The 24,104-nt window shown below is 62.1% G+C and carries 19 protein-coding genes; 4 read left to right on the top strand and 15 right to left on the bottom strand.

Annotated features, from left to right (window positions below; translation table 11 throughout):
• Window positions 1-102: 102 nt before the first annotated feature.
• Entirely contained in the window at window positions 103-699 is a 597-nt protein-coding gene (locus AC5RU9_RS07565; RefSeq protein ID WP_494015937.1) for a hypothetical protein, read from the top strand.
• Here AC5RU9_RS07565 and AC5RU9_RS07570 read toward each other — a convergent pair.
• The 9 genes from AC5RU9_RS07570 to pdxT all read right to left on the bottom strand — a co-directional run bounded on the left by AC5RU9_RS07570 (window position 696) and on the right by pdxT (window position 10,496).
• Window positions 696-3,086, bottom strand: a complete 2,391-nt coding sequence (locus AC5RU9_RS07570; RefSeq protein ID WP_211712278.1) for a RelA/SpoT family protein — start codon at window positions 3,084-3,086, stop codon at window positions 696-698. The genes AC5RU9_RS07565 and AC5RU9_RS07570 overlap by 4 nt on opposite strands.
• A 162-nt stretch (window positions 3,087-3,248) precedes the next feature.
• On the bottom strand, window positions 3,249-4,238 hold the full coding sequence (gene secF, locus AC5RU9_RS07575) for a protein translocase subunit SecF (RefSeq protein WP_211712277.1): 990 nt from the start codon (window positions 4,236-4,238) through the stop codon (window positions 3,249-3,251).
• Window positions 4,239-5,990, bottom strand: coding sequence for a protein translocase subunit SecD (gene secD / locus AC5RU9_RS07580; protein WP_211712276.1), 1,752 nt, complete (start codon window positions 5,988-5,990; stop codon window positions 4,239-4,241).
• Between the two features lie 114 nt (window positions 5,991-6,104).
• Window positions 6,105-6,488, bottom strand: coding sequence for a preprotein translocase subunit YajC (gene yajC, locus AC5RU9_RS07585; protein WP_494016070.1), 384 nt, complete (start codon window positions 6,486-6,488; stop codon window positions 6,105-6,107).
• A gap of 145 nt (window positions 6,489-6,633) precedes the next feature.
• Window positions 6,634-7,710 (bottom strand): Holliday junction branch migration DNA helicase RuvB, encoded by a 1,077-nt coding sequence (ruvB, locus tag AC5RU9_RS07590; protein WP_211712275.1) that lies wholly within the window; start codon window positions 7,708-7,710, stop codon window positions 6,634-6,636.
• Window positions 7,703-8,347 (bottom strand): Holliday junction branch migration protein RuvA, encoded by a 645-nt coding sequence (gene ruvA / locus AC5RU9_RS07595; RefSeq protein ID WP_494015938.1) that lies wholly within the window; start codon window positions 8,345-8,347, stop codon window positions 7,703-7,705. The genes ruvB and ruvA overlap by 8 nt, the downstream gene beginning before the upstream one ends.
• Before the next feature lie 68 nt (window positions 8,348-8,415).
• Entirely contained in the window at window positions 8,416-8,991 is a 576-nt protein-coding gene (gene ruvC / locus AC5RU9_RS07600; protein WP_494015939.1) for a crossover junction endodeoxyribonuclease RuvC, read from the bottom strand.
• 44 nt (window positions 8,992-9,035) lie between these two features.
• Window positions 9,036-9,791 (bottom strand): YebC/PmpR family DNA-binding transcriptional regulator, encoded by a 756-nt coding sequence (locus tag AC5RU9_RS07605; protein ID WP_494015940.1) that lies wholly within the window; start codon window positions 9,789-9,791, stop codon window positions 9,036-9,038.
• A 3-nt stretch (window positions 9,792-9,794) separates the two neighbouring features.
• The gene (pdxT, locus tag AC5RU9_RS07610) at window positions 9,795-10,496 is read right to left on the bottom strand and encodes a pyridoxal 5'-phosphate synthase glutaminase subunit PdxT (protein ID WP_494015941.1); all 702 of its coding nucleotides are present in this window, start codon (window positions 10,494-10,496) and stop codon (window positions 9,795-9,797) included.
• A 101-nt stretch (window positions 10,497-10,597) separates the two neighbouring features.
• Here pdxT and AC5RU9_RS07615 point away from each other — a divergent pair, with 101 nt between their 5' ends.
• Both AC5RU9_RS07615 and AC5RU9_RS07620 read left to right on the top strand, forming a co-directional pair.
• Window positions 10,598-11,929 (top strand): DUF1727 domain-containing protein, encoded by a 1,332-nt coding sequence (locus tag AC5RU9_RS07615; protein WP_494015942.1) that lies wholly within the window; start codon window positions 10,598-10,600, stop codon window positions 11,927-11,929.
• Complete coding sequence (locus AC5RU9_RS07620; protein ID WP_494015943.1) at window positions 11,926-12,684, top strand: type 1 glutamine amidotransferase; 759 nt, start codon at window positions 11,926-11,928, stop codon at window positions 12,682-12,684. The genes AC5RU9_RS07615 and AC5RU9_RS07620 overlap by 4 nt, the downstream gene beginning before the upstream one ends.
• A gap of 5 nt (window positions 12,685-12,689) precedes the next feature.
• Here AC5RU9_RS07620 and AC5RU9_RS07625 read toward each other — a convergent pair whose 3' ends face one another.
• Window positions 12,690-13,946 carry a CapA family protein gene (locus AC5RU9_RS07625; RefSeq protein WP_494015944.1) on the bottom strand — a complete coding sequence of 419 codons (1,257 nt, stop codon included), beginning with the start codon at window positions 13,944-13,946 and terminating at the stop codon, window positions 12,690-12,692.
• An 82-nt stretch (window positions 13,947-14,028) separates the two neighbouring features.
• Here AC5RU9_RS07625 and AC5RU9_RS07630 point away from each other — a divergent pair, with 82 nt between their 5' ends.
• Window positions 14,029-16,041 carry a M3 family metallopeptidase gene (locus AC5RU9_RS07630; protein ID WP_494015945.1) on the top strand — a complete coding sequence of 671 codons (2,013 nt, stop codon included), beginning with the start codon at window positions 14,029-14,031 and terminating at the stop codon, window positions 16,039-16,041.
• Window positions 16,042-16,101: 60 nt separating this feature from the next.
• Here the strand turns inward: AC5RU9_RS07630 and pdxS are convergent, their stop codons facing one another.
• From pdxS to AC5RU9_RS07655, 5 genes are all read right to left on the bottom strand, one after another.
• Window positions 16,102-17,028 (bottom strand): pyridoxal 5'-phosphate synthase lyase subunit PdxS, encoded by a 927-nt coding sequence (gene pdxS, locus AC5RU9_RS07635; protein WP_211712266.1) that lies wholly within the window; start codon window positions 17,026-17,028, stop codon window positions 16,102-16,104.
• 214 nt (window positions 17,029-17,242) lie between these two features.
• The gene (gene pgsA, locus AC5RU9_RS07640) at window positions 17,243-17,869 is read right to left on the bottom strand and encodes a phosphatidylinositol phosphate synthase (protein WP_211712265.1); all 627 of its coding nucleotides are present in this window, start codon (window positions 17,867-17,869) and stop codon (window positions 17,243-17,245) included.
• Window positions 17,859-18,452, bottom strand: coding sequence for an HIT family protein (locus AC5RU9_RS07645; protein WP_211712264.1), 594 nt, complete (start codon window positions 18,450-18,452; stop codon window positions 17,859-17,861). The genes pgsA and AC5RU9_RS07645 overlap by 11 nt, the downstream gene beginning before the upstream one ends.
• A 20-nt stretch (window positions 18,453-18,472) precedes the next feature.
• On the bottom strand, window positions 18,473-20,482 hold the full coding sequence (gene thrS / locus AC5RU9_RS07650; RefSeq protein ID WP_494015946.1) for a threonine--tRNA ligase: 2,010 nt from the start codon (window positions 20,480-20,482) through the stop codon (window positions 18,473-18,475).
• Window positions 20,483-20,601: 119 nt separating this feature from the next.
• Complete coding sequence (locus AC5RU9_RS07655; protein ID WP_494015947.1) at window positions 20,602-24,102, bottom strand: DNA polymerase III subunit alpha; 3,501 nt, start codon at window positions 24,100-24,102, stop codon at window positions 20,602-20,604.
• Between the last annotated feature and the right edge of the window lie 2 nt (window positions 24,103-24,104).

The following is a 24,104-nucleotide window of genomic DNA, read 5'->3' on the forward strand; positions in this document are numbered from 1 at the left end:
TATCCACATAGCCGGGACGGAGCCTGTACTCGTTGGGCGGCAGCACGGAATGATCGGTGAATGGTCCCCGTTGCAACTGCCCCGCACTTAATGGAGCCGGTATTGTCCGAGCTCTACTCCCCCAGCCGCATCTTTACGTGGAACGAATTGCAAGGCATGGCCATCGACGGCATCCTCTTGCCGCTCTACGGGAAGAGTTATGCCTCGCCGGGCGTGGCTGTGACTTATCGTCTGCGGGCCCGGGCAGCGGCCATGTCGGTCCCGGAGCGTATCCGGACCAAGGTAGTGGCCGGCAGGCTCACCGCCGCCTGGATCTATGGCTGCGCGAAACCGCCTGAACGCCTGTCCCTCCTTGTCGATGCGAAGCATCGGATATCCAGCCTGAGGGGAGCTGCTGCGTGCAGTCTCCACGAAGTCAGGCTGGGTCAGATGGACGTGGTCAGCATGGGTGGGATGCTGGTCAGCAGCCCACTGCGCACCGCAGCCGACATCGCCCTGCACGTCGAAACAGAACGGGCGCTGCCCGCGCTGAAGCGCCTCCTGAACCGGGACGAGCTGGGCATCAGGCTCCGCCTGCTCATCCTGGCCGTGGAAGCCGCACCAAGGGTGCCCCACAAGAAGCGGGCACTGGCCACCCTGTCACTGCTTGGTTCCCAGGATCCGCGACAGCAAGCTTTGGGACAGCAGGGACCGGACTAGCTGCGGCGGCGGTTCCCCGTTGTGCGGTAAACGTCGAAGACACCGTCGATGCGCCGCACGGCATTCAACACGTGGTGCAGGTACTTGGGGTCACCCATCTCGAAGGCGAACTTTGAGATGGCCACCCGGTCACTGGATGTGTGCACTGAAGCGGCCAGGATATTGACGTGGTTCTCAGACAGTATCCGCGTAACATCCGAGAGCAGCGACTTGCGGTCCAGCGCTTCCACCTGGATCTCGACGAGGAAGACGCTGGACTGGGTGGGGGCCCACTCCACTTCCACAATCCTGTCCGGCTGGTCGCGGAGCCCGGAAACGTTGGTGCAGTCTGTCCGGTGCACGGAGACCCCGGAGCCTCGGGTAACGAAGCCGAGAATCGGATCCGGAGGCACAGGGGTGCAGCAGCGGGCCAGTTTGACCCACACGTCGCCGACACCACGGACGATGACGCCGGAATCGGAGAACTTGGACTTAGCAACCTGGGTGGGAATGCTGACTTCGTCGAGGTCTTCGTCGGGGGTCTCCTGGCCGCCGAGGTGCTCCACCAGCTTTTCCATGACGGACTGCGCCGACGTGTGGCCATCGCCGACGCCCGCATAGAGCCCCGAGATGTCGACGTAATGGAACGCCTCCGCTACGGCTGACAACGCATCGTGGGTCATGAGCCGCTGCAAGGGAAGATTCTGCTTCCGCATGGCCCTGGTCAGCATGTCCTTGCCGCGGTCGATCGCTTCCTCGCGGCGTTCCTTGGTGAACCACTGACGGATCTTGTTCCGCGCACGTGCGGACTTGACGAAGTGCTGCCAGTCCTGGCTGGGCCCGGCCCCTTCGGCCTTCGAGGTGAAAATCTCCACCCAGTCGCCGTGGTTGAGTTCGCTGTTCAGTGGAACGAGCTTGCCGTTAACGCGTGCACCGATGGTGCGGTGGCCCACCTCCGTGTGCACGGCATAGGCGAAGTCCACGGGCGTGGACCCCGCAGGCAAGGCCATGACCTCGCCCTTGGGGGTGAAGACGAAGACTTCCCTGGCATTGATTTCATATCTCAGCGAATCCAGGAACTCGCCGGGATCGGAGGTTTCCTGCTGCCAGTCCACCAGGGACCGAAGCCATCCCATGTCCCCGTCCCGCGGGCTGCCTGGACCCTGGGCTGTGCGGTTGGGCTGGTCTTTGTACTTCCAGTGGGCGGCAACACCATATTCGGCCCGGCGGTGCATTTCGTGGGTGCGGATCTGGATCTCGACCGGTTTGCCGCCCGGGCCGATGACCGTAGTGTGCAGCGACTGGTACATGTTGAACTTGGGCATCGCGATGTAATCCTTGAAACGCCCCGGCAGGGGGTTCCACCGCGAGTGGAGCGTGCCCAGTGCGGCGTAACAGTCCCGCACGGAATCGACCAGGACGCGCACGCCCATGAGGTCGTTGATGTCGTCGAAATCCTTATCCCTGACGATCATCTTCTGGTAAATCGAGTAGTAGTGCTTCGGCCTGCCGGTGATGGTGGCCTTGATGCGTGACGTTCGCAGATCATCGGCGATCTGGTTGCGGATGACGCTGAGGCTCTTCTCGCGCTCCGGCGTGCGGTCTCCCACCATGCGGACGATTTCCTCGTACACCTTGGGGTACAGCGCTGCGAAGGACAGGTCCTCCAGTTCCCACTTGATGGTGTTCATGCCCAGGCGATGGGCAAGAGGAGCGAAAATTTCCAGGGTTTCGCGGGCTTTGCGCGAGGACGACTCGGCGGAAACGAAGCGCCAGGTGCGGGCATTGTGCAGGCGGTCCGCCAACTTGATCATGAGGACCCGGATGTCCTTGGCCATGGCCACGACCATCTTACGGACGGTCTCCGACTGGGCAGCCTCACCGAAGCTGACCTTGTCCAGCTTGGTCACGCCGTCCACCAGCATGGCGACCTCAGGGCCGAAGTCGCGCGTGAGGTCGTTGAGGGTGTACGGAGTGTCTTCCACGGTGTCGTGGAGCAATGCCGCCGCGAGGGTGGTCCCGGTCATGCCGAGTTCAGCCAGGATAGTGGCCACCGCGACGGGGTGGGTGATGTAGGGGTCACCGCTCTTGCGCTTCTGGCCCTGGTGGCTTCGCTCCGCGACGGCGAACGCCCGTTGGATCAGGTCGAAGTCCTCTTTGGGGTTATTGGCCCGAACGGTACGCAGCAGCGGTTCAAGGATCGGCGAGTAAGGAGCGACACCCCGGCCGGTGAGGCGGGCAAGCCGGGAACGTGTACGTTCCCTCCTGCCGGGGAAGGTGGGGCGCACGCCGCTATCGATCGGTACCGCACCAGCGGTCCGTCCGGCCACGCTTGTTGTCGGGACGGCCACAGCATTACGGCCATCTTCCCCGCCCGCCGGTGGTGCCGACGTCGCACGTTCTTCCACAGAAGCACCCCTCACAACCTATTTAATTCTCCCAGTCTATTCCCGCAAGCGAATGCTTCTGCAACCGGACAGCACATGACGGGGACGCGGACAAGTCAAAGAGCCGGCCTCCGCAATGCTGCGGAGGCCGGCTCTTCGGTGGAACTGTGCTTTGCGGTGGACCTAGACAGTTGCCTCGGCCCTGCGGTGCGATACCTTCTTGGCCTGCTTGACGAGCTCCGGCTCGCCCTGGCGGAGCCAGGCGTACAGGGGCGCGGCGATGAAGATCGTTGCCGCTGTGCCAATGAGGATACCCACAAACAGTGCCAATGACAGGTCGCGCAAGGTGCCGGCACCCAACAACCCGGCCCCGATGAAGAGGATGGCTGCTACGGGCAGGACCGCCACCATCATGGTGTTGATGGAACGCACCAGGGTTTGGTTGACGGCGAGGTTGACCTCTTCAGCGAACGTACGACGCGTCGAAGTGGAAATATCCGACGTGTTTTCGCGGATCTTGTCGAAGACCACCACGGTGTCGTACAGCGAGTAGCTGAGGACGGTGAGGAACCCGATGATGGCCGACGGCGTCACTTCGAAATCGCTCAAAGCGTAAACACCCGCTGTGGTGAACATGGTGACGAGCATGCCCACCAGTGCCGACAGCGACATTTTCCAAGTACGGAAGTACAGCGCCATAAGGATCGCGGCAAGCCCAACAAAGACCACCAAGCCGATGAGCGCCTGGCGCGTGACGTCCTGGCCCCAGGTGGGCCCAACGAAGTTGGACGTCACTTCGTTTTCCGTGACGCCGTAAGCACTGGTCAGTGCGTCCTTGATGCGGTTGGTTTCGTCGTCACTGAGCTGATCCGTCTGGATCCGCATCGTGTTCCCGGCCACGTTAGCGACGCGAGGTATAGCCTCGGGCACCACTTCGTGGACTGCTTTCTCGCCCAGTCCCGCGTCGGTGTTGGCCACGTTGGATACGGTGAACTCGGACCCGCCCCGGAATTCGATGCCGAGGTTGAATCCGCCCTTGACCACCGGGATCAGGATGGACAGCGCCACTGCTACTGCAGCAATGGTGAACCAGATCTTCTTGGAATTGACGAAGTTGTACGAACGCTTGCCCGTGTAGAGCTCATGGCCGAAGGTTGCGAAGCTCGTTGTCATTTACTTCTCCTCCTTGGTCGCCTTGGAGGAGCCGGCGAACTGGCCCTTCTCGGCGAGGCGCCGTTCGGCGATGGTCATGCGTCGTTCGGCTTCAGCAGCTGCACCGGTATTGCGTGCACGTACCGGCGTCGGCTTTTGGTCCGGAGTGCGGAGCCTGCCCGCGCCGCGGTAAAGCGGTACGGCGCCCAGGCGGTCAGGGGACAGTCCGGAGAAACGGTGTCCCTCGCCAAAGAACCGGGTGCGTGCCAGGACCTGAAGCATGGGGTGCGTGAACATGAAGACCACAAGGAGGTCGGCCAGGGCTGTGAGGCCAAGGGTGAAGGCGAAGCCCCGGACGTTGCCCACGGCCACGAAGTAGAGCACCAGCGCAGCAAGGAGGTTGACCGCCTTTGAGGCCAACACGGTGCGCTTGGCGCGCTTCCAACCATTTTCGACGGCGGAAACCAGTCCGCGGCCTTCGCGCAGTTCATCGCGGATACGTTCGAAGTAGACGATGAAGGAGTCCGCGGTCTGGCCGATGGCAACGATCAAACCTGCAACGCCTGCCAGGGAAAGCCGGTAGTTTTCGGTCCAGCCGAGGATGGCAATGGCCAGGTACGTCAATGCACCTGCCACCACGAGGGACGCAATGGTCACGAACCCGAGGGCCCGGTACTGGAAGAGCGAGTAGACCACAACGAGCAACAGGCCGATCACGCCGGCCAACAGACCGAGGCGAAGCTGGTCGCCACCGAGCGTCGCGGAGATTTGCTCCTGTGACTGGATCTCGAAGCTGATCGGCAATGCACCATACCGGAGCTGGTCGGACAACGCCTTCGCTGATGCCTGGGTGAAGTTGCCGGTGATCTGCGGCTTGCCGTCTGTGATCACGGCAAGGGAACGCGGTGCGGAGATGACCTTGTCGTCAAGGACAATCGCGAACTGCGACTTCGGGTCATCCGTGCCCTGCGCCTGGGCGGCAACGTAGAACTGGTTCAGGCGTTCGGTGACTGCCTTGAACTTCGCGGTGGCATCCGCGTTGAAGACGATGTTCACGCCCCAGGAGTTGGTGACGGAACCCTGCGCACCCTGGACCTGGGAGAAGGTGGAGTCGCTGATGTCCTGGCCCTTGACCTCAACCGGTCCAAGGATGTACTTGACCGCGGGAGTCTTGTCTGTGGCGGCCTCGCAGGTGACCAGCGGCTTGGCGGGGTCTGAACGCTCCCGCTTCTCCGTGGAAGGGTTCACGCAGTCCAGCGCTTCGAATTCCTTGACTACGTCCGCAGTAACCCAGTTGATGTCGCTCGCGTTGGCGGGCGCGGCAGTGGGCTTGGGCAACTGGGCATCGGGGGTACGGGATTCGACCGGAACAGCTGCCGGGTCTCCCGCAGCAATGACCGGGCGGAAGTTCATGTCGGCAGATGCCTGGATGAGGTCGCGGGTTTCCTTGGAGGGTGTTCCAGGAAGGCTTACTACCACGTTGCGCCCGGACTGGGTGCTGATTTCCGCTTCGGCTACACCTGAGCCGTCAACGCGCTGCCGGATGATGGCAACTGCCTGATTCAGCTGTTCCTCGTTGATTTCGCCGGAACCCTCCACCCTGGGGGCCAGGATCATCTGGGTTCCGCCTTCGAGGTCCAAAGCAAGCTTCGGAGCCCAGCTGGCGTGGCCAGTCAGCACTCCGCCACCCAGGACAGCGGTCAGTACAACAAATATTGCGCCTAGCCATGTCAGCACCCTGCGGGCTGAGTTTTTGGGGCCGGTCCTTGCCATTATCGATCTTCCTCTTATCGCCGGACAGCCGCCGGCGGACGCTGGTGAGCGTCTGCCGGCGGCTCTCCGCTGCCGTAGAAGTTGTCCAGCGCGGTGTTGCCGCGACTGACGGTGCTAGTTGTCCTTCTTGTCCTCTTTGTTGAGGCGCGCAATGGTCTCTTCCGGGGTCTCAACTGCGGCAGGAGCTTCAGTCCCGGCAACGGTCAGGGAAGATGCGTCGTCCGGAACAACCGGGGTTTCCTCAGCGGCGGCTTCAACCACCTTGGTGACAGCCTGACGGTGAACCGTGGCCAGGCTACCCGGGGACAGTTCGATAACGACCTTGTTCTCGGCCTCGTCGATGGAGACGATGCGGCCGAAGAGACCGAAGCTGGTCATGACGTCCACGCCCGGAGCGAACTTGGACTGCATCTCAGCCTGCTGCTGCTGGGTCTTCTTGTTGCGGCGGAACATCATGAAGACAAAGAGTCCAAGCATGACGAACAGCAATATGGTCATTGGATCCACAGGGAAGTTCCGTTCTGTACTTACGTTTTGGTTCACGGCAACGTCCCTGGCAGATCCGCATAGCGGGCGCATGGATCAAGGACTCGAACGTGCCGAGCGTCATACCAGTCTAAAGGGAAAAGCTGAAGAGAGCGTGTTAACCAGCCGTATCTACGCTTTCGGCGTGGTTTTCATCATCCCCAAACAGGTCCAAGGCCTCTTGGCCGAATACCCCTGCCGGGACCGCGAAACCCAAGTGCGTCCAGGCTGGAGCCATGGCGATACGACCCCGCGGCGTCCTCCCGAGCAACCCTTCCCGCACCAGGAACGGCTCCGCGACAGTCTCGACGGTTTCGGGTTCCTCACCCACTGCGATGGCCAGCGTGGACAAGCCCACCGGGCCACCATTGAACTTGGTGATGAGGGCCTCCAGGACGGATCGGTCCAAGCGGTCCAAGCCGCGCTCGTCCACTTCATACATATCCAGGGCAGCAGATGCCGAGCGGGAGTCAATCTGATCGATGCCATGCACCAGGGCCCAGTCGCGGACACGGCGCAGCAGGCGGTTGGCGATACGGGGCGTTCCGCGGGACCGGCCGGCGATTTCCGTGAACCCGGCCGAATTCACTTTGAGGTCCAACAGCCCGGCGGAGCGGCGAAGCACCAACTCCAGTTCAGCTACCGAGTAGAACTCCAGGTGCCCGGTGAACCCGAACCGGTCCCGCAAAGGACCCGGCAAGAGTCCCGCACGCGTGGTGGCACCCACCAGGGTGAACGGCGGCAGCTCCAGGGGAATGGCAGTGGCGCCCGCGCCCTTGCCCACCACGATGTCTACGCGGAAGTCCTCCATGGCCATGTACAGCATCTCTTCTGCCGGCCGGGACATGCGGTGGATTTCATCGAGGAAGAGCACCTCACCTTCCGACAACGACGAAAGGATCGCAGCGAGGTCCCCGGCATGCTGGATGGCGGGACCACTGCTGATGCGCAGTGGTGCGTTCATTTCCGCAGCAATGATCATGGCCAGCGTAGTTTTACCCAGTCCGGGAGGGCCGGACATCAGGACATGGTCGGCGCTGCGGCCACGCATCTTCGAGGCCTCGAGGACCAGTGCCAGCTGTTTCCGGACGCGATGCTGGCCTACGAAGTCGTGCAGGTTCTTGGGACGGAGTGCGGCTTCGATGACCCGCTCTTCCGGCTCCTCTCCCCCGTTGACGAGGGATTGCTCAGCCACGGCTGCCTACGCGGTTGCCGGCGCGCGCGCCGTCCTGGCCGAGCCAACGGAGCGTGGCACGCAGGATTTGGGCGACATTTCCCGCTTCCACCAGTTCCGGCGAATCGGCCATGGCTTTGTCGATGCTTCCGGTTGCGTCCTTCTCGGACCAACCAAGGCTGGTCATCGCGGCAACTACCTGGGGCTTCCATTCGGCCTTGATCGAGGCCTGGGGCTGAGCGGATATGCCTGTGCCGTGCGGGACCAACTTCCCGGCGAGCTCCAAAACGATGCGTCCGGCGACCTTCGGGCCAATGCCCGGCACCTTGGTGAAGGTCTTGCCGTCACCGGTGTGTGCGGCCACCCGGATAGCTTCGGGTTCGTGCACCGCAAGCACGGCCAGCGCCAACCTCGGTCCCACGCCGCTCACGCTCAGCAGGACGTCGAAGACTTCCCGTTCGTCGTCGTCCGCAAAGCCGAACAGGGTCAGCGAATCCTCCCGGACAATCATGGAGGTGAAGAGCTTGGCTTCGGTTCCTACCTTGAGGTGGCTCAGGGTCTGCGGTGTGGCAAAGACACTCATGCCTGCGCCGTTGAGGTCAATAACGGCGGTGGACAAACCAACGTGGGCTACGGTTCCACGGAGAAAACTGATCAAGACCCGGCTCCTGAATTAGCGGACTATCCGAACATATCTACGAATACCCTAGCAAGGGCAGGCGACATTCAGCGTGCGCGGCGCGCTTTCGCTTCGGCGTCGGCCCATGCCTTCTGCGCAGGAGTCAGTGTTCCTTTGCCGGAACCACCAGCCGAACCCATGCCGCTGCCTGCACGCCAGGCATGCGTCAGGGCCAGGGCCAACGCGTCTGCGGCATCAGCCGGTTTGGGCGGTGCATTCAGTCGCAGGATCTTGGTGACGAGCTTGGTAACGGCGTCCTTGTTGGCGGTACCACTGCCCGTCACAGCGGCTTTTACTTCGGACGGCGTGTGGAGGGCTACGGGTATTCCTCGGCGGGCCGCGGCTGCGATCACCACCCCGGAGGCCTGGGCAACACCCATCACCGTACTCACGTTCATCTGCGAGAAGACACGCTCGACGGCGACGACGTCCGGTTCGTGCAGGTCGAGCCACTCGTCGATTGCCTGGGCGATGACCAGCAGCCGCTTATCCAGCGTCAGCTCAGCGGACGTCCCCACCACCCCGACGGCGACCATGGTGGCCCTTCGGTTCTGCTCGATGTCCACAACGCCGATGCCGCAACGGGTAAGGCCCGGATCGACTCCCAATACGCGAAGAGTCAATTCCGGGCCTTCCTGAGAGATGTCAAAATTGTGTGCTGCCGCGCCTAGTCGGCGTCGAGGGCAGCCTGTACTTCCTCGCTGAGGTCCGCGTTGCTGTAGACGTTCTGGACATCGTCCAGCTCTTCCAGGGCATCGACGAGCTTCATGAATTTGCGGGCACCATCGACGTCGAGGTCCACCTGCATGGAGGGCACGAATTCAGCTTCATCGGTTTCGTAGTCGATGCCCGCTTCCTTCAGTGCGTCGCGGATGGCCTGGAGATCGGAGGGCTCGGAGTGGATTTCCCAGTTCTCGCCGCTGTCCTTGACTTCCTCGGCACCGGCCTCGAGCACTGCCATCAGGATGTCGTCCTCGCTGAGGCCGTTCTTCGGCAGGACAACGACGCCCTTGCGGGTAAAGAGGTAGCTCACAGAACCGGGGTCGGCGATGGTGCCGCCGTTGCGTGAGATCGCGAGGCGGACCTCGGATGCTGCGCGGTTCTTGTTGTCGGTCAAGCACTCGATCAGCAAGGCCGAGCCGTGGGGGCCACGGGCCTCGTACATGATTTCGGTGTAGTCGACGACTTCGCCAGTGAGTCCGGCACCACGCTTGATGGCGCGGTCGATGTTGTCGTTGGGGACCGATGTCTTCTTCGCCTTGGTGACGGCGAGTTCCAGGCCCGGGTTTCCGGCGAGGTCCGGTCCACCCATGCGGGCAGCAACTTCGATGTTCTTGATCAGCTTTGCGAACGACTTTGCACGCCTGCCGTCAATGATGGCTTTCTTGTGCTTGGTGGTCGCCCATTTGGAGTGGCCTGACATGCTTTACGCTTCTCCTCTGATCATTCGAATAAAGAGTTCATGCACGCGCTTCTCCCCCGTCACTTCCGGGTGGAAGGAGGTGGCCAGCAGTTGGCCGGAGCGCACTGCAACAATTCTAGCCACTCCGTGCAAAGTAGCCGTGTGGCTGGCGTGGTCCGGATCGACCTGAGCCAGCACTTCGACGCCGGGTCCGACGCGTTCCACCCATGGGCCGCGGATGAACACGGCGTGGACGGGCTCCACGCCGGAATCCCCTGCACTGAATTCCAGCCCCTTGAAATCAAGGTCTGTTTCGAAGGATTCGCGCTGGCGGCCAAAGGCATTGCGGCGCACCGTGATATCGAGTCCACCAAAAGTCTGCTGGGGCGCTCCCGCGAGGTCGGTGGCAGGGTCTGCGATCTCATCGGCGAGGAGGATCATGCCGGCACAGGATCCGTAGACAGGGAGTCCATCTGCAATGCGCTTTTGCAACGGATCGCGGAGTTCAAAGATGCGGGACAATTTGTCGATGGTGGTCGATTCGCCGCCTGGGATAATCAGGCCATCGATGTCGTCAAGCTCTGCCGGCCGGCGGATACCCACGCCGGTAGCTCCGGCGGCTTCCACGGCGCGGATGTGCTCACGGAAATCGCCCTGGAGAGCCAGTACGCCGATCCGGAGTCCTGAACCCACGCGTGATGAAGCGTCGGAAAGGGGGTTGGTCATTGGACCATCATAGTGCTCCGGGCCCCGCCCTGGTCGTCGCGAACCGTCCGGCACCGCCGAAGGGCCAGGTTCCATGCCGTGACTGGGATATATTACAGAGCATGCTTTCCTTCAGCGTTCCCCTCGGCAAGCTGGTCCGCAGGCTCTCCCGGCTTCGGGGCGGCGGCTCGGCTTTTCCCGGCTTGGTGGTCGAGAAAATCGACCCGGGCTTCATGCAGCGAACGTTGGCTTCCCTGCCGCACGGCGTGGCCGTGGTGAGTGGCACGAACGGTAAAACCACCACCACGAAAATGGTGGTGGAACTGCTCCAGAGCCAAGGCCTGAAGGTCTTCACCAACCGGTCCGGCAGCAACTTCACGCGCGGTGTCGCAGCTTCCCTGCTCGGTGACGTGGACTGGCGGGGACGCCTTGACGCGGATATTGCCGTGTTGGAGCTCGACGAAGCCCATGCCGTGCACTTCGTCAACAAGGTCCAGCCACGCTACAGCCTGCTGCTCAACGTCCTTCGGGACCAGTTGGACCGCTTCGGCGAAATCGACAAAACGGCCCGCCTGCTGGAACACATTGCGTCCAAGACGACGGACACCGTGGTCCTGAACCGGGAAGACCCCCGCGTGGCCCGCATCGCAAAGGTCCTCAACGGCCTGGATGCCGTCAACCATCCAAGCGTGCGGTACTTCGGCCTCGACGAATCGTTGCGCAGCACTTTCCCCAACGACGACGAGATGCGCACCACCGGCATCGGCCCGTCGCCTTCCGGCACGCCGGTGGCCGCAGCGACAGGCGAGGCTGTAGATCTGCCGGCTGCCGACGTCGTGCTCCGCAGGGTCGGTGCGCAGGACGCCGACTTTGAGTTCGACGGCGAGACGGTCACCACTGCGATGAAACTCCGTGGTGTCTACAACATCTTCAATGCCGCCGCCGCGTTGTCGCTGACCAGGGCGATCCTTGGCACTGGACCGGTTGATACGCCCAAACTCGTGAAGGCCCTGGGTGAGGTTGCTCCCGCCTTCGGCCGTGGTGAAAGCCTGACTGTGGACGGGCAGCCGCTTGAGTTGGTCCTGGTGAAGAACCCCAGCGGATTCCGCCTCGGCCTGAAGTCGTTCCCCGCCGGCGGCTACGCCACCATGATCGCCATCAACGACAACTACGCCGATGGCAGGGACATGTCCTGGCTGTGGGACGTGGAGTTCGATTCCCTCCGCGAGGACGGAGTGGAGGTGCTCACCGGCGTCCGGGCGTATGACATGGCCCTGCGGCTTCAATACGACGACGTCCGGTTCGGAGTGGTGGAGCCGGACATCACCGCCGCACTTCGGGCGTTCATCGACGGCTCGCGCGGCAAGCCCAAGCGGGTCTTCTGCACCTACACTTCCATGCTCGCCATTCGCCGCGAGCTCGCCAAAATCACCATAGTTGAGGTGGTCTCATGACCTCGGAAGCACAGCCCCGCCCCGAAACGCAGCCCAGCAAGGGCACCATCCGCGTCCTTCAGCTCTATCCCAAAGAGATGAACATCTACGGCGACTGGGGCAACGCCCTGGTCCTGCAGCAGCGCATCAAGTGGCACGGCTACACGCCCGAACTGCTGGAGTACAACGTTGGCGATGAATTCCCCGAAGATATCGACATTGTTGTGGGCGGCGGCGGGCAGGACAGTGGCCAGCTGGTCATCCAGGACGATCTCCAGGCCCAGGCGGAGCACCTCAGGCAGATGGCCGACGACGGCGCCCCCATGCTGGTGATTTGCGGGCTTTACCAGCTTTTTGGCAAGTTCTTCAAGACCAGCACCGGACCGGTGATCCCAGGGATCGGCATCCTGGATGTTGAAACCCACGGCACTGACGAACGGCTGATTGGCAACGTCATCATGAAGTCCACCGAGTTCGGGGACATCCTGGGGTACGAGAACCACAGCGGACAGACCACGTTGGGTCCCGGCGTCGAACCTCTTGGGACCGTCACCAAGGGTGCCGGGAACAACAGTAAGGACGGCCATGAAGGTGCCCGCTACAACAATGTGGTGGCCAGCTACTTGCACGGCTCCTTGCTGCCCAAGAACCCGGCTATTGCCGACTTCCTGATCCGAACTGCCGCGGAACGCAAGTTTGGTTCCTTCGTACCGGGAGCGCCCGACGACGATTACGCCCGCCTCGCGCGCGAACATGCCGCGCGGCGCCCGCGGTAGGCCTGTTACTTCTCCTTGGTGATCAGCAGTTCGTGCGCACCGGCGGTAGCCGCGCCCATGGACTCAACAACTGCCTTGGTGCGTTGGTGGGTTTCGGCATCCGCCGCAGGCGAAGCACACACACCTTGGGGTGCATCACTTGCTACGGAGCACCAGCGGTACGGATCCCGGACGATCACCGATGGCGCCCAGGCGAGATCGGACGCGGTCCAGGCTCCGGCGGCGTTCTGGCTGAACTGGGCCCGCACCAGGAGGCCTTCATTGTTGACGACATACCACGGGGACAACTCGGTAATGCCGTTGCCCAGTCCGTAGACAATCCAGGTTCCCTTGTAGTTTTCGATGGGGAGCACGGAGTGGGTGTGGTGTCCGTAGATCATGGTGAACTGGCCGCTGTCCACCAGGGCGTGCGCCACTTCCTGTTGCTGGGCGTTGGCCTCGCTGGCGTACTCGTCGCCGGCATGCATCACGCCCAGGACGATGTCGGCTCCCAGCGCTTTGGCGCGCGTCGCTTTAGCGATCATGGCCGCCGGATCGAGCTCGTCCACCAGCCACGGATACTCGGGAATCTGTCCATTGAGGCCATAGGTGCCGACGATCACGGCCACCTTGGCAGCATCGGTCTGAAGCATCAGAATTTCTTTCGAAGCCGCTTCTGTGCGGTAGGAACCTGTGTGTTTCAGCCCGGCGGCATCAAGGGCGTCCAAGGTGCGGAGCAGCCCTTCGGTCCCCCGGTCGATGGTGTGGTTGCTCGCCGTCGTGCACGCCTGGTAACCGATGTCCTTGGACGCGGTAGTGATCTGTGGCGGAACGTTGAAGGACGGGTATGCGGAGAATGGACCATCGGGCGTGCCGACAGGAGTCTCCTGGTGGCAGATGGCAAGATCGCTTTTGCTGATGTACCGTCGCTGTCCTTCCAGGAGGGGAACGAAGGTGTAGCCGGGCAGTCCCGCCGCCGCGGCGTCCGCCTTGGCCTGCTGCCAAAGCTGGGTGTGGACCAGCATGTCCCCTGTCACCGTAATCGAGGTGCAACGCAGTTCCGGACAGGCGGGCCCTTTTCCGGGAGTTGGGTTGGGCGCAGGTGTCGGAGTGGGTGAGGGAGGCTGCGTGGCTGGAGCCGTGGCGGCATTGCTGCGGTTCTGCTGGTCATTCTCGGCGATCACCCCACAGGCGCCCAACGAAAGTGCGAGGGTTGCCACGACGGCTATTTTCAGCCCCCTTGCGCAGGTGGCAAATCCGGGCGGGTTTGTGATCTTCCCCATAATTTTCATCCTACGGGTGAAGCCGGGCAGTTCAGGGCGTGCCGCTATTGAGGACACGATTCTTACGTGAAAGAGTCACTTCATGACCAATCCCCTCATGAGTCCAAGTCCCTTGCCGTACGGGCTGCCCACTTTCGACGGAGTCAAAGCCAGCCACTACGCCGAAGCGGTAGAGGCAGGGCTCGCAGAGCATCTGCGGGAGATCAGGCTCATCGTGGAGAACCCGGAATCCGCGACGTTCGAAAATACTGCCGTGGCCATGGAACGCTCCGGACGCCTCCTTCACAGGGCCGCATCTGCGTTCTACACACTCGTTTCGGCGGACGCCACGGATGACATCAAATCGATGGAAATCGAGTTGTCTCCCAAGTTCTCCGCCCACCAGGATGCCGTGTACATGGACCGCGGACTCTACGAACGGTTCGCGACTATCGACATGACCGGACTCGATCCTGAATCGTCGCGACTCGTGGAGGAATATCTCAAGGAGTTCCGGCAGTCCGGAATCCAACTCGATGACGACGGCCAGGGCAGGCTGCGCGAAGTCAACGCTGAGCTCTCCCGGTTGGGGACCGAGTTCGGCCAGCGCGTAAAGGACGCCATGAAGGCCTCGGCCCTGCTCCTGGATGACCAAGCAGACCTGGCCGGGCTCTCGTCCGAGGACATCGCCGGTGCCGCCGAGGCTGCCAAAGCCGCCGGCCACGACGGCAAGTACCTCATCACCCTCATTCAACCCAGCAACCAGCCTGCCCTTGCCTCACTGGAAAACCGGGGCATCCGCCGTCGCCTGTATGAAGCGTCCCTCGCCCGCGGCACCGACGGCGGGCCGCTGGATGTGCGCGAACTCGTGACAGCTACTGTGCAGCTGCGCGCAGAGAAGGCATCCCTCCTGGGGTTCGCCAACTACGCAGAACTGGTGGTGGACCAACAGACCGCCCCCGATTTTTCCGCGGTCCACGCAATGCTTGGCCGGTTGGCGCCGGCCGCAGTGAGGAATGCACAGGCGGAAGCCGATGCCTTGGCTCAGTCCGCGGGCCACCCCTTGGAAGCCTGGGACTGGGCTTTCTACTCGTCACGCGTCCGCAAGGAAAAGTTCCAAGTGGATGAACAGGCGCTCCGGCCGTACTTCACCCTGGACGCTGTACTGCGGGACGGTGTGTTCCACGCGGCCACGCAACTGTATGGTTTGAGCTTCCACGAGCGGGACGATCTGCAGGGCTACCATCCCGACGTCCGCGTGTGGGAGGTGCGCAACGAAGACGGCACCGGCCTTGGCCTGTTCCTCGGCGACTACTACACCCGGGAGTCCAAGCGCGGCGGGGCGTGGATGAACTCCCTCATGGACCAGTCCAGGCTGCTGGGCACCCAATCCGTGGTGATCAACAACCTCAACATCACCAAGCCGGCTCCGGGCGAACCGACGCTGCTGACCCTTGACGAGGTACGCACTGTCTTCCACGAATTTGGCCATGCCCTGCACGGCCTGCTCTCGGATGTCGCGTACCCACGGTTTTCCGGGACCTCGGTTCCACGTGACTTCGTGGAATACCCCTCGCAGGTCAACGAAATGTGGATCATGTGGCCCGAGGTCCTGGCCAACTATGCCCGCCATCATGCCACCGGTGAAGCCCTTCCCCAGGACATCGTGGATAAACTCAACGACTCATTGTTATGGGGCGAAGGTTTTGCAACCACGGAATACCTTGGGGCGGCGCTGCTGGACCTCGCATGGCATGTGCTGTCCACCGCGGACGTCCCCGACGACGTGCTCGCGTTCGAAGCCAAGGCCCTGGCCGACGCCGGCGTTGCCCACCCCCTGATTCCGCCACGCTATCGGACCGGGTATTTCCAACACATCTTTGCCGGCGCCGGATATGCGGCCGGATACTACTCCTACATTTGGAGCGAGGTACTGGACGCCGACACTGTGGAATGGTTCAAGGAAAACGGGGGCCTGAGCCGCGCGAACGGGGACCACTTCAGGGAAGAATTGCTGTCCCGGGGAAACAGCCGCGACCCCCTGGAGTCGTTCAGGTCGTTCCGGGGCCGCGATGCTGAGCTGGAACCGCTGCTCAAGCGCCGGGGACTGAGCTGACAACGACGCCGGGTGGCCACCTCTGTGAGGCGACCACCCGGCGTCGTACTGCTTTTGCTGTTACCAGCCGCGCTCTGCGAGGCGGTGGGGCTGAGGGATTTCGTCGACGTTGATGCCGACCATCGCTTCGCCCAGGCCACGGGAGACCTTGGCGATGACATCGGGGTCGTCGTAGAACGTGGTGGCCTTGACGACGGCGGCCGCGCGCTCTGCCGGGTTACCGGACTTGAAGATACCCGAACCAACGAACACACCGTCGGCGCCGAGCTGCATCATCATCGCAGCATCAGCCGGAGTCGCGATGCCACCGGCGGTGAACAGCACTACCGGGAGCTTGCCGGTCGCGGCAATTTCCTTGACCAGTTCGTACGGGGCCTGCAGTTCCTTGGCCGCGACGTACAGCTCGTCCTCGGGGAGGGCGGCGAGCTTGGCGATCTCGGCACGGATCTTGCGCATGTGCCCGGTGGCGTTGGAAACATCGCCGGTACCGGCTTCGCCCTTGGAACGGATCATGGCCGCGCCCTCGTTGATGCGGCGCAGCGCCTCGCCAAGGTTGGTGGCACCACACACGAACGGGACGGTGAAGTTCCACTTGTCGATGTGGTTGACGTAGTCGGCCGGGGTCAGGACCTCGGACTCGTCGATGTAATCAACTCCGAGGGACTGCAGGACCTGGGCTTCGACGAAGTGGCCGATGCGGGCCTTGGCCATCACCGGGATGGACACGGCGGCGATGATCTGATCGATCATGTCCGGATCGGACATGCGGGACACGCCACCCTGGGCGCGGATGTCGGCCGGGACACGCTCGAGGGCCATGACGGCAACGGCGCCGGCGTCCTCGGCGATGCGGGCCTGCTCGACGTTAACGACGTCCATGATGACGCCGCCCTTGAGCATCTCAGCCATGCCCCGCTTGACGCGGCTGCTGCCCGTGACGCTGTTCGCGGACGAACCGGCTTCGTTGCTTACATCTGGTGTAGACACAAAAACCCCTATGGGTAGATAAACGACCTTCTTGCCGGAGCCACGCGCAGCCACACGACCGCTATCAGTGCACACCGGGTTTCAGGTCAAGGTGACCAAGTACTAGTAATAGTAGTCGCACGTTGCAGGGCCGCAGTACATTCATTACTGCCTTTGGGGGCAACAAACAGTGCTGTGGTAGGACGGCTGCACAATTGCGGTAGGGACACTCTGGTCAGATGCCAGTTCCCTCGACCTCGGCCATGGCTTGCCGGTGGACGGTGGCCATTCTCTGGACGATCGTGACCACGCTGGCAATGGCAAGCAGGACCAGCGTTGCGAACAACACGACGGGCGGAAGCCCCAGGCCGGTTAGCCCGGCAATCAGCAGGACGGACGCCAAACGCTCAGCGCGCTCGGCGATCCCGACGCTGGCTTGGTAGCCCAGGGATTCGGCTTTGGCCCTGGCGTAGGACACCACCATTCCCAGGACTAGGCATACGACGGCGGCTGTTCCGATGGCGGGGTCCTGGCCCCTGGTGAAAAACCAGATGGTGAGGCCCGCGAAAATGGCACCGTCAGCCAGCCGGTCAAGGGTGGAATCAAGGAAATTGCCCCAACCACCGCTCCGGCCTTGCATCCGCGCCATGATGCCATCCACCACGTCCGAGAATGCGAAGAAGGCAACAACCACCGAGCCCCACCACAAATGGCCAAGCGGGTAGAGCACCAGGCCACCAAGGATGACGCCCGCTGTTCCCGCAATGGTGACGGCGTCAGGTGACACACCGATCCTGAGGAGCCAGCGGGCCAGCGGGGTAAAGAGGGATGTGAAAAAGCCGCGTGCGTGCCTATTCAGCATTCGACTCCCCCGGCCAGGCTTCAGCCACAAGCTTGCGGACCTCATCGAGTGTCTGCGTGATGGCCTTGGTCTGGGCGATGATGGGGAAGAAATTTCCGTCCCCGCCCCAGCGTGGAACGACGTGCTGATGAAGGTGCGCAGCAATACCGGCGCCACCCGTTACTCCCTGGTTCATGCCCAGGTTGAAACCACTGGGGTTGGAGACTTTCCGCAGGACGCGCATTGCGGTCTGGGTGAGCTCGGCGAACTCGGCCGTCTCCTCCGCGGTGATGTCCGTGTAATCGGGCACATGGCGGTAAGGGCAGATCAACAAATGCCCCGGGTTGTAAGGGAACAGGTTGAGGACCACGTAGCAGGTCTTTCCCCGGTAGACGATGAGGGATTCCTCATCAGTACGGGTGGGCCCTACACAGAACGGGCAATCGTCCTTGTTCTTGAACTGATCCTGCCCGCCCTTGATGTAGGCCATCCGGTGCGGAGTCCACAGGCGCTGAAATGCGTCCGGGACGCCCGCGAGTCCGAAGTCATCGGTTACTTCGGCGTCGCCTGGAATGCCGGCTGCCGCGCCTGTGTTCTCCTGCACCGTCTCTGTGTCCCGTTCCGTCAGCTCTCGCGGTTCTTGACGGCGTCCACGATCCGGCGGACCGCCTCTGCCACGGGCACGCCGTTATCCTGGCTGCCGTCCCGGAAGCGGAATGACACGGCGCCTGCTTCGGCGTCCTCGCCTCCGGCAATGAGGACGAACGGGATCTTGTCCTTGCTGGCGGTTCGGATCTTCTTCGGGAAGCGGTCCGAGGAGATATCCACCTCAGCCCGGATTCCTGCGGCCTTCAGCTGGTCCACGACGTCGAACATGTAGTCATTGAAAGTCTCGGCTACGGGGATGCCTACTACCTGGACGGGGGCAAGCCATGCGGGGAAAGCACCCGCGTAGTGTTCGGTGAGGACACCCATGAAGCGTTCCACGGAACCGAAGAGGGCCCGGTGGATCATGACCGGGCGCTGGCGCGTGCCATCGGCGGCCTGGTACTCCAGTTCGAAGCGTTCGGGCAGGTTGAAGTCCAGCTGGATGGTGGACATCTGCCAGGTCCGGCCCAGAGCGTCTTTGGCCTGCACGGAGATCTTGGGACCGTAAAAAGCTGCTCCACCCGGATCCGGAACCAGTTCCAGGCCGGAAGCTGCAGCAACCTCGGAAAGGGTGCGTGTGGCCTCTTCCCAGGCGGCGTCGTCACCGACGAACTTTTCCTCGTTCTTGGTGGAGAGCTCCAGGTAGAAGTCGTCCAGGCCGTAGTCCTTGAGGAGTCCCAGGACGAAGTTCAGCGTGGTGGTGAGTTCGTCCTTCATCTGCTCGCGCGTGCAGTAGATGTGGGCGTCGTCCTGTGTCATGCCGCGAACTCGTGTCAGGCCATGCACGACGCCGGACTTTTCGTAGCGGTACACAGATCCGAACTCGAACAAACGCAACGGAAGTTCACGGTAGGAACGGCCACGCGAGCGGTAGATCAGGTTGTGCATGGGGCAGTTCATCGGCTTCAGGTAGTAGTCCTGTGCCGGCTTGCGGACCGTGCCGTCTTCGTTGAATTCGGCGTCCACCTGCATCGCCGGGAACATGCCGTCCTTGTACCAGTCAAGGTGGCCGGAAACCTCGTAAAGGTGTCCCTTGGTGATGTGGGGGGTGTAAACGAACTCGTAGCCGGCATCCACGTGGCGCTTGCGTGAGTAGTCTTCCATCTCCTTGCGGATGATGCCGCCCTTGGGGTGGAAAACGGGGAGGCCGGAACCAAGCTCATCCGGGAAGGAGAACAGGTCCAGTTCCACACCGAGCTTGCGGTGGTCGCGGCGCTCAGCCTCGGCAATTCGTTCCTGGTAGGCCTTGAGGGCTTCCTTGGTGGGCCAGGCCGTGCCGTAGATGCGCTGTAGCTGCTGGTTGTTCTGGTTACCCAGCCAGTAGGCAGCGGAGGAACGGGTCAACGCGAAAGCGTTGGAAATGATTTTGGTGTTGGGCAGGTGCGGTCCACGGCACAGATCGCACCAGACGCTCTCGCCGCTCTTCCTGTCCACATTGTCGTAGATGGTGATGTCGCCGGCGCCGACCTCAACGTTGACGCCTTCCGCGGCGTCGGTTGCTTCGTTTTTCTTCCCCAGCAGTTCGAGCTTGTAGGGCTCGTTTGCCATGGCTTCGCGGGCTTCTTCTTCGGTGACCACGCGGCGAACGAACTTCTGGTTCTGGTTGATGATTTTCTGCATCATCTTTTCCAGCTGGCGCAGGTCTTCCGGCGTAAATGGCTCGGCGACGTCAAAGTCGAAGTAGAAGCCATCGGTGATGTACGGGCCAATGCCAAGCTTGGCGTCGGGGCGCAACTGCTGCACAGCCTGCGCCATGACATGCGCGGTGGAGTGGCGCAGCACGTTGAGGCCATCGGGTGATTCGATGGTGACGCCTTCGATCTCAGCGTCGGCGGGAAGCACCTGGTCGAGGTCTTTCAGCACACCGTTGACACGGGCTACAACGACGTCGCGGCGCTCGAAAAAGAGTTCCGCGCCGGTAGTCCCTTCCGTCACCTTGGTCTCTTCGCCATCGACGATGAGGGTGATCTGTTGGGCATCTGACACGGGTGTCTCCTATTCATAGTTGAGGCTTCGTAGCTTGTGGCGTACGGGGACCACAGCCAGCCACCGTCAATCGTATCCGTTTCGGTGGAGGCGGCCAAAGCAGCACGCCGTCGCCGGATTCAGCTGCCTAAGCCCGTGATGGCAAGGTTCCGGGAGATCCCGTGAAGTGGTCCGTGATCGATGTATTCGTCAGGCAGCCCAGCTCCGGACGGAAGGAGTTCCGCGTAGGGCAAGGTCTCAGGCTTGCCAAGGTCCCATGCTTTGCTGGCGCTCAGGCTGATTCCCCTGGGACCGGTCCTCCTGGTAGTCCCCCGGATCAGCAACATCCGGGTGCCGAACAGCAGTGGACCGGAATCTTCCTGTGCTTCGTGGAAGAAGACAGAATCAACGCAACCGGTGCCGTCGTCGATGCTGATGAACACCACGCGCCGCCCTCCCCGCATGGGTGGGGTTTGGGTGGCGACCCGCACTCCCGCCACCAGGACCTCAGTGCCGTTTCGCAGTCCCAGAAGTTTGTCAGCAGTGGTGACTCCGAGTTTGTCCAACAACGGCCTATGGCTGTCCATCAGGTGCTCACTGACGTCCATTGCCATCAGGTCAAGCTCGGCCCTGACGTTTTCCACCCTGGTGGGGGCGGGCAGTTCAGGAGCCAGGTTCCGCAGCTCAACATCCCCCAGCGCAAAGGACAGTTGCCCCTCAATGACGTCGGCAGCTTTCCTGGCTGGACTTGTTTGGAGGGCTTGCAGGTGCTGTACGAGGTCTGCGCGGTTTGCTTTTCCGCCGGAATCCTTATGCAGGGCATCAAAGGCCCCCAGCTGGGCCAGCCTTTTGATGTTTGGCTTGCTCACCCTTGCCCGGGCCCGGAGGTCCGCCAGGGAATCGTAGGGCTGGCCGGCAACAATCCTCGTCAGCTCGGCACCGGACAGCCCATAGATGCCGGTCAGGCTCAAGCGGATGCCGAGCTTGCCCGTGTCAGGGCCCTCCTGGATTTTTTCGACCCGGTATTCAGCATGGCTTCGGTTGATGTCCAACGGGAGGATGGGAATGCCAAGCCGGCGGGCTTCTGCCACCAGGAGGCGTTTGGGGTACATCCCGGGATCGTGTTCCCACAGCCCTGCGAGGAAAGCTTCGGGATGATGGGTCTTGAGCCAGGCTGATTGGTAGGTGGGCACGGCAAACGCCGCCCCATGGGCCTTGCAGAAACCGAAGCTGCCAAAGGCCTTAAGGGTCCCCCAGACCTTGTCCACGACTTCAGGCGGATAGTTCCTGATCGCTTCCTTGCGAAAGAACTTCTCGACGCCGGGTTCGTGGACTTCGTCACCCAGGGCACGACGGAACTCGTCAGCCCTGTCCAGTCCACACTTGGTCATGACATCGAATGTTTTGAGGATCTGTTCGTGGAACACCGTCACGCCATGCGTTTCCTGCAGGACCGGCTTGAGGTCCGGATGCGGATAGACCTCCGGGGCAAAACCATGCCTGTGCTCCAGGAAGGGCCGGACCATGTCAGATTTCATGGGCCCGGGCCTGAAGAGGGAAATATCTATGATGAGGTCGTTGAATTCCCGGGGTGCCATCTTGCCAATGAGCTCGCGCTGGCCCGGGGATTCGATTTGGAAGCACCCCAGGGTGTGGGTGCTCCTGATCAGCTCATAGGTGGCCTGGTCGTCGAAGGGGACCGCATTCAGGTCGATCTTCCCATCCGGCGCAATATAGTCAGGACCCGAACCACCTGGCCCAACGGGATGCCTGCCGGCTTCCACTACCTCTTCCTTGCTTGGATGCAACCGGATGACTTCCCGGACAGCGAAAGCCATGGCACTTTGCATACGCACGCCAAGGACATCCAGTTTCAGCATGCCCATGGGATCCATGTCGTGCTTGTCGAACTGGCTCATGGGCAGGCCCAACCCGCTGGGTTGCACAGGAGTCCGGTCCAGGAGGGTGGCATCACCCAGGATCACTCCGCAGGGGTGCATGGAGATGTGGCGGGGCAAGCGGTCCAGTCTTTCGGTCAGGTCCACCAGCAGATCGAGCTGCTGGTTTTCTTCCATAGCACCCCGTTCCACCCGCCCGGCAAAATCGCGAAGCTCAGGCTTCTCCACCAGGGCCTCACGGAATTTGCGGGCAGAAAACCTCCACAGTTGCTTGGCGATTTCGCCGATTTCGCCTTCGTCCATGCCCAGCGCCATTCCCGCATCCCGGACGGCGCCCCTTGCCCGATACCCGTTTTGCATGCTCATGAGGGTGACGCGCTCGGCTCCGAACCGGTCAAAGATCTTTCGATAGACGTTGTGCCGTTCAGCACTTTCAACATCGATGTCGATATCGGGCAGGGTTGACCGGCGCCCGGACAGGAAGCGTTCAAAGATGAGGTCGTGGCGGATCGGGTCAACCTGGCTGATGTCGATCAAATAGTTGACCAAGCTGGAGGCACCGGATCCCCGAGCCGCGACCCTTACCCCCATGTCCAGGATCATCCGTGAAACCTCTGCCACGGTGAGGAAGTATGAGCCGAACCCCAGGTTGCCAATGATTCCAAGCTCGTGGTCCAACCGCGAGCGCAGCTGTTCTTCGGCCGAGCCGCTGATGCCGGGGAATCGTCGGGAGATTCCAGCGTTGCAGCGTTCGGCCAGTTCGACCATTGGATCTTTTTCGATGCCGATGATGGAGGCTTCAGGGACAACCGGCGTTTTCCATCCCATATCCAGGACGGGATTGATCCGGCATTTGTCGGCGAGGGCTTCTGTGTTGGCAAGGAGTTTGTGGAGGTCGGCTTTGCCTTGACCGGCGGCGCCCATGATTTCCTTGCCCAGTTGGAGCATTTGGTGGGCGTTCTTGAGCCATCCTTGGCCTGTGGGCTGGAGCATTGGGGCGGTTGAGAGTTCGGGGAGGGATTTAAGGGTGCGCGCTGAGTCGAGGACGTCTGCGGTGGCGGCGCCGTCCTGCGCGCAGTAGCGGACTGCGTTGCTGAGGATTGCCGGGACGTTGTATTCGAGTGCCAGTTTGAGCATCCGCACTGCATGGGCGGTGCTGAGGGGTTCTCCGGGAGCGCTGAGGTGGGTCACTGTTTCGGCGACGATGGTGCCCGGTGGCATGGCGTTGATCCACTCTTTGAAGAGGGTCCGGGGCCTGAGGTATTTGCGTCCTCCCATGGATTGCCCCACATCGGAATCGGGGCCGATCAGGACGGTGAGGACAGGTTTGAGTGTTTGGGGATCGAGGGTTCGTGAGGCGAGTTCACTTCTGGTGACTGCCACCGGGATTGTTCCGCCGGCTTTTCCTGAGGTCCGTGCGTGGGCGTCGGAGATGAGGCGGCAGAGCGCCCTGTATCCGGCCCCGTTGTTGTTGCCGTGGGCCAGGACGACGACGCGACCGGCAATTTGGGTGCGGTGGTCGCCGTCGTCGTCGAAGACTGCAAGGTTAACCCCCACGATGGGGTCGATGCCCGCGTCCATGCAGGCCTTGATGTGTTTCACAGTTCCGTACAGACCGTCCCTGTCAGTACAGGCGAGCGCGGTTGCTGAATCTGCTGCGGCGGCTTGGGCGAGTTCATCGGGCCAGGAGACCCCATAGTGGGCGCTGAAGGCTGTTGAGACGTGCAGGTGGGTGAAGCTCAAGG

The sequence above is a fragment of the Arthrobacter sp. B0316-5-4 genome (assembly GCF_059090325.1).

Bases quoted from the DNA above. Each gene is read 5' to 3' on its own strand.
- AC5RU9_RS07625 (WP_494015944.1), bottom strand. From the start codon at position 13,946: ATGGGGAAGATCACAAACCCGCCCGGATTTGCCACCTGCGCAAGGGGG.
- pgsA (WP_211712265.1), bottom strand. From the start codon at position 17,869: ATGCTGAATAGGCACGCACGCGGCTTTTTCACATCCCTCTTTACCCCG.
- AC5RU9_RS07605 (WP_494015940.1), bottom strand. From the start codon at position 9,791: ATGTCAGGCCACTCCAAATGGGCGACCACCAAGCACAAGAAAGCCATC.
- secF (WP_211712277.1), bottom strand. From the start codon at position 4,238: ATGACAACGAGCTTCGCAACCTTCGGCCATGAGCTCTACACGGGCAAG.
- pdxT (WP_494015941.1), bottom strand. From the start codon at position 10,496: ATGACCAACCCCCTTTCCGACGCTTCATCACGCGTGGGTTCAGGACTC.
- secD (WP_211712276.1), bottom strand. From the start codon at position 5,990: ATGGCAAGGACCGGCCCCAAAAACTCAGCCCGCAGGGTGCTGACATGG.
- AC5RU9_RS07620 (WP_494015943.1), top strand. From the start codon at position 11,926: ATGACCTCGGAAGCACAGCCCCGCCCCGAAACGCAGCCCAGCAAGGGC.
- yajC (WP_494016070.1), bottom strand. From the start codon at position 6,488: ATGACCATATTGCTGTTCGTCATGCTTGGACTCTTTGTCTTCATGATG.
- AC5RU9_RS07630 (WP_494015945.1), top strand. From the start codon at position 14,029: ATGACCAATCCCCTCATGAGTCCAAGTCCCTTGCCGTACGGGCTGCCC.
- AC5RU9_RS07615 (WP_494015942.1), top strand. From the start codon at position 10,598: ATGCTTTCCTTCAGCGTTCCCCTCGGCAAGCTGGTCCGCAGGCTCTCC.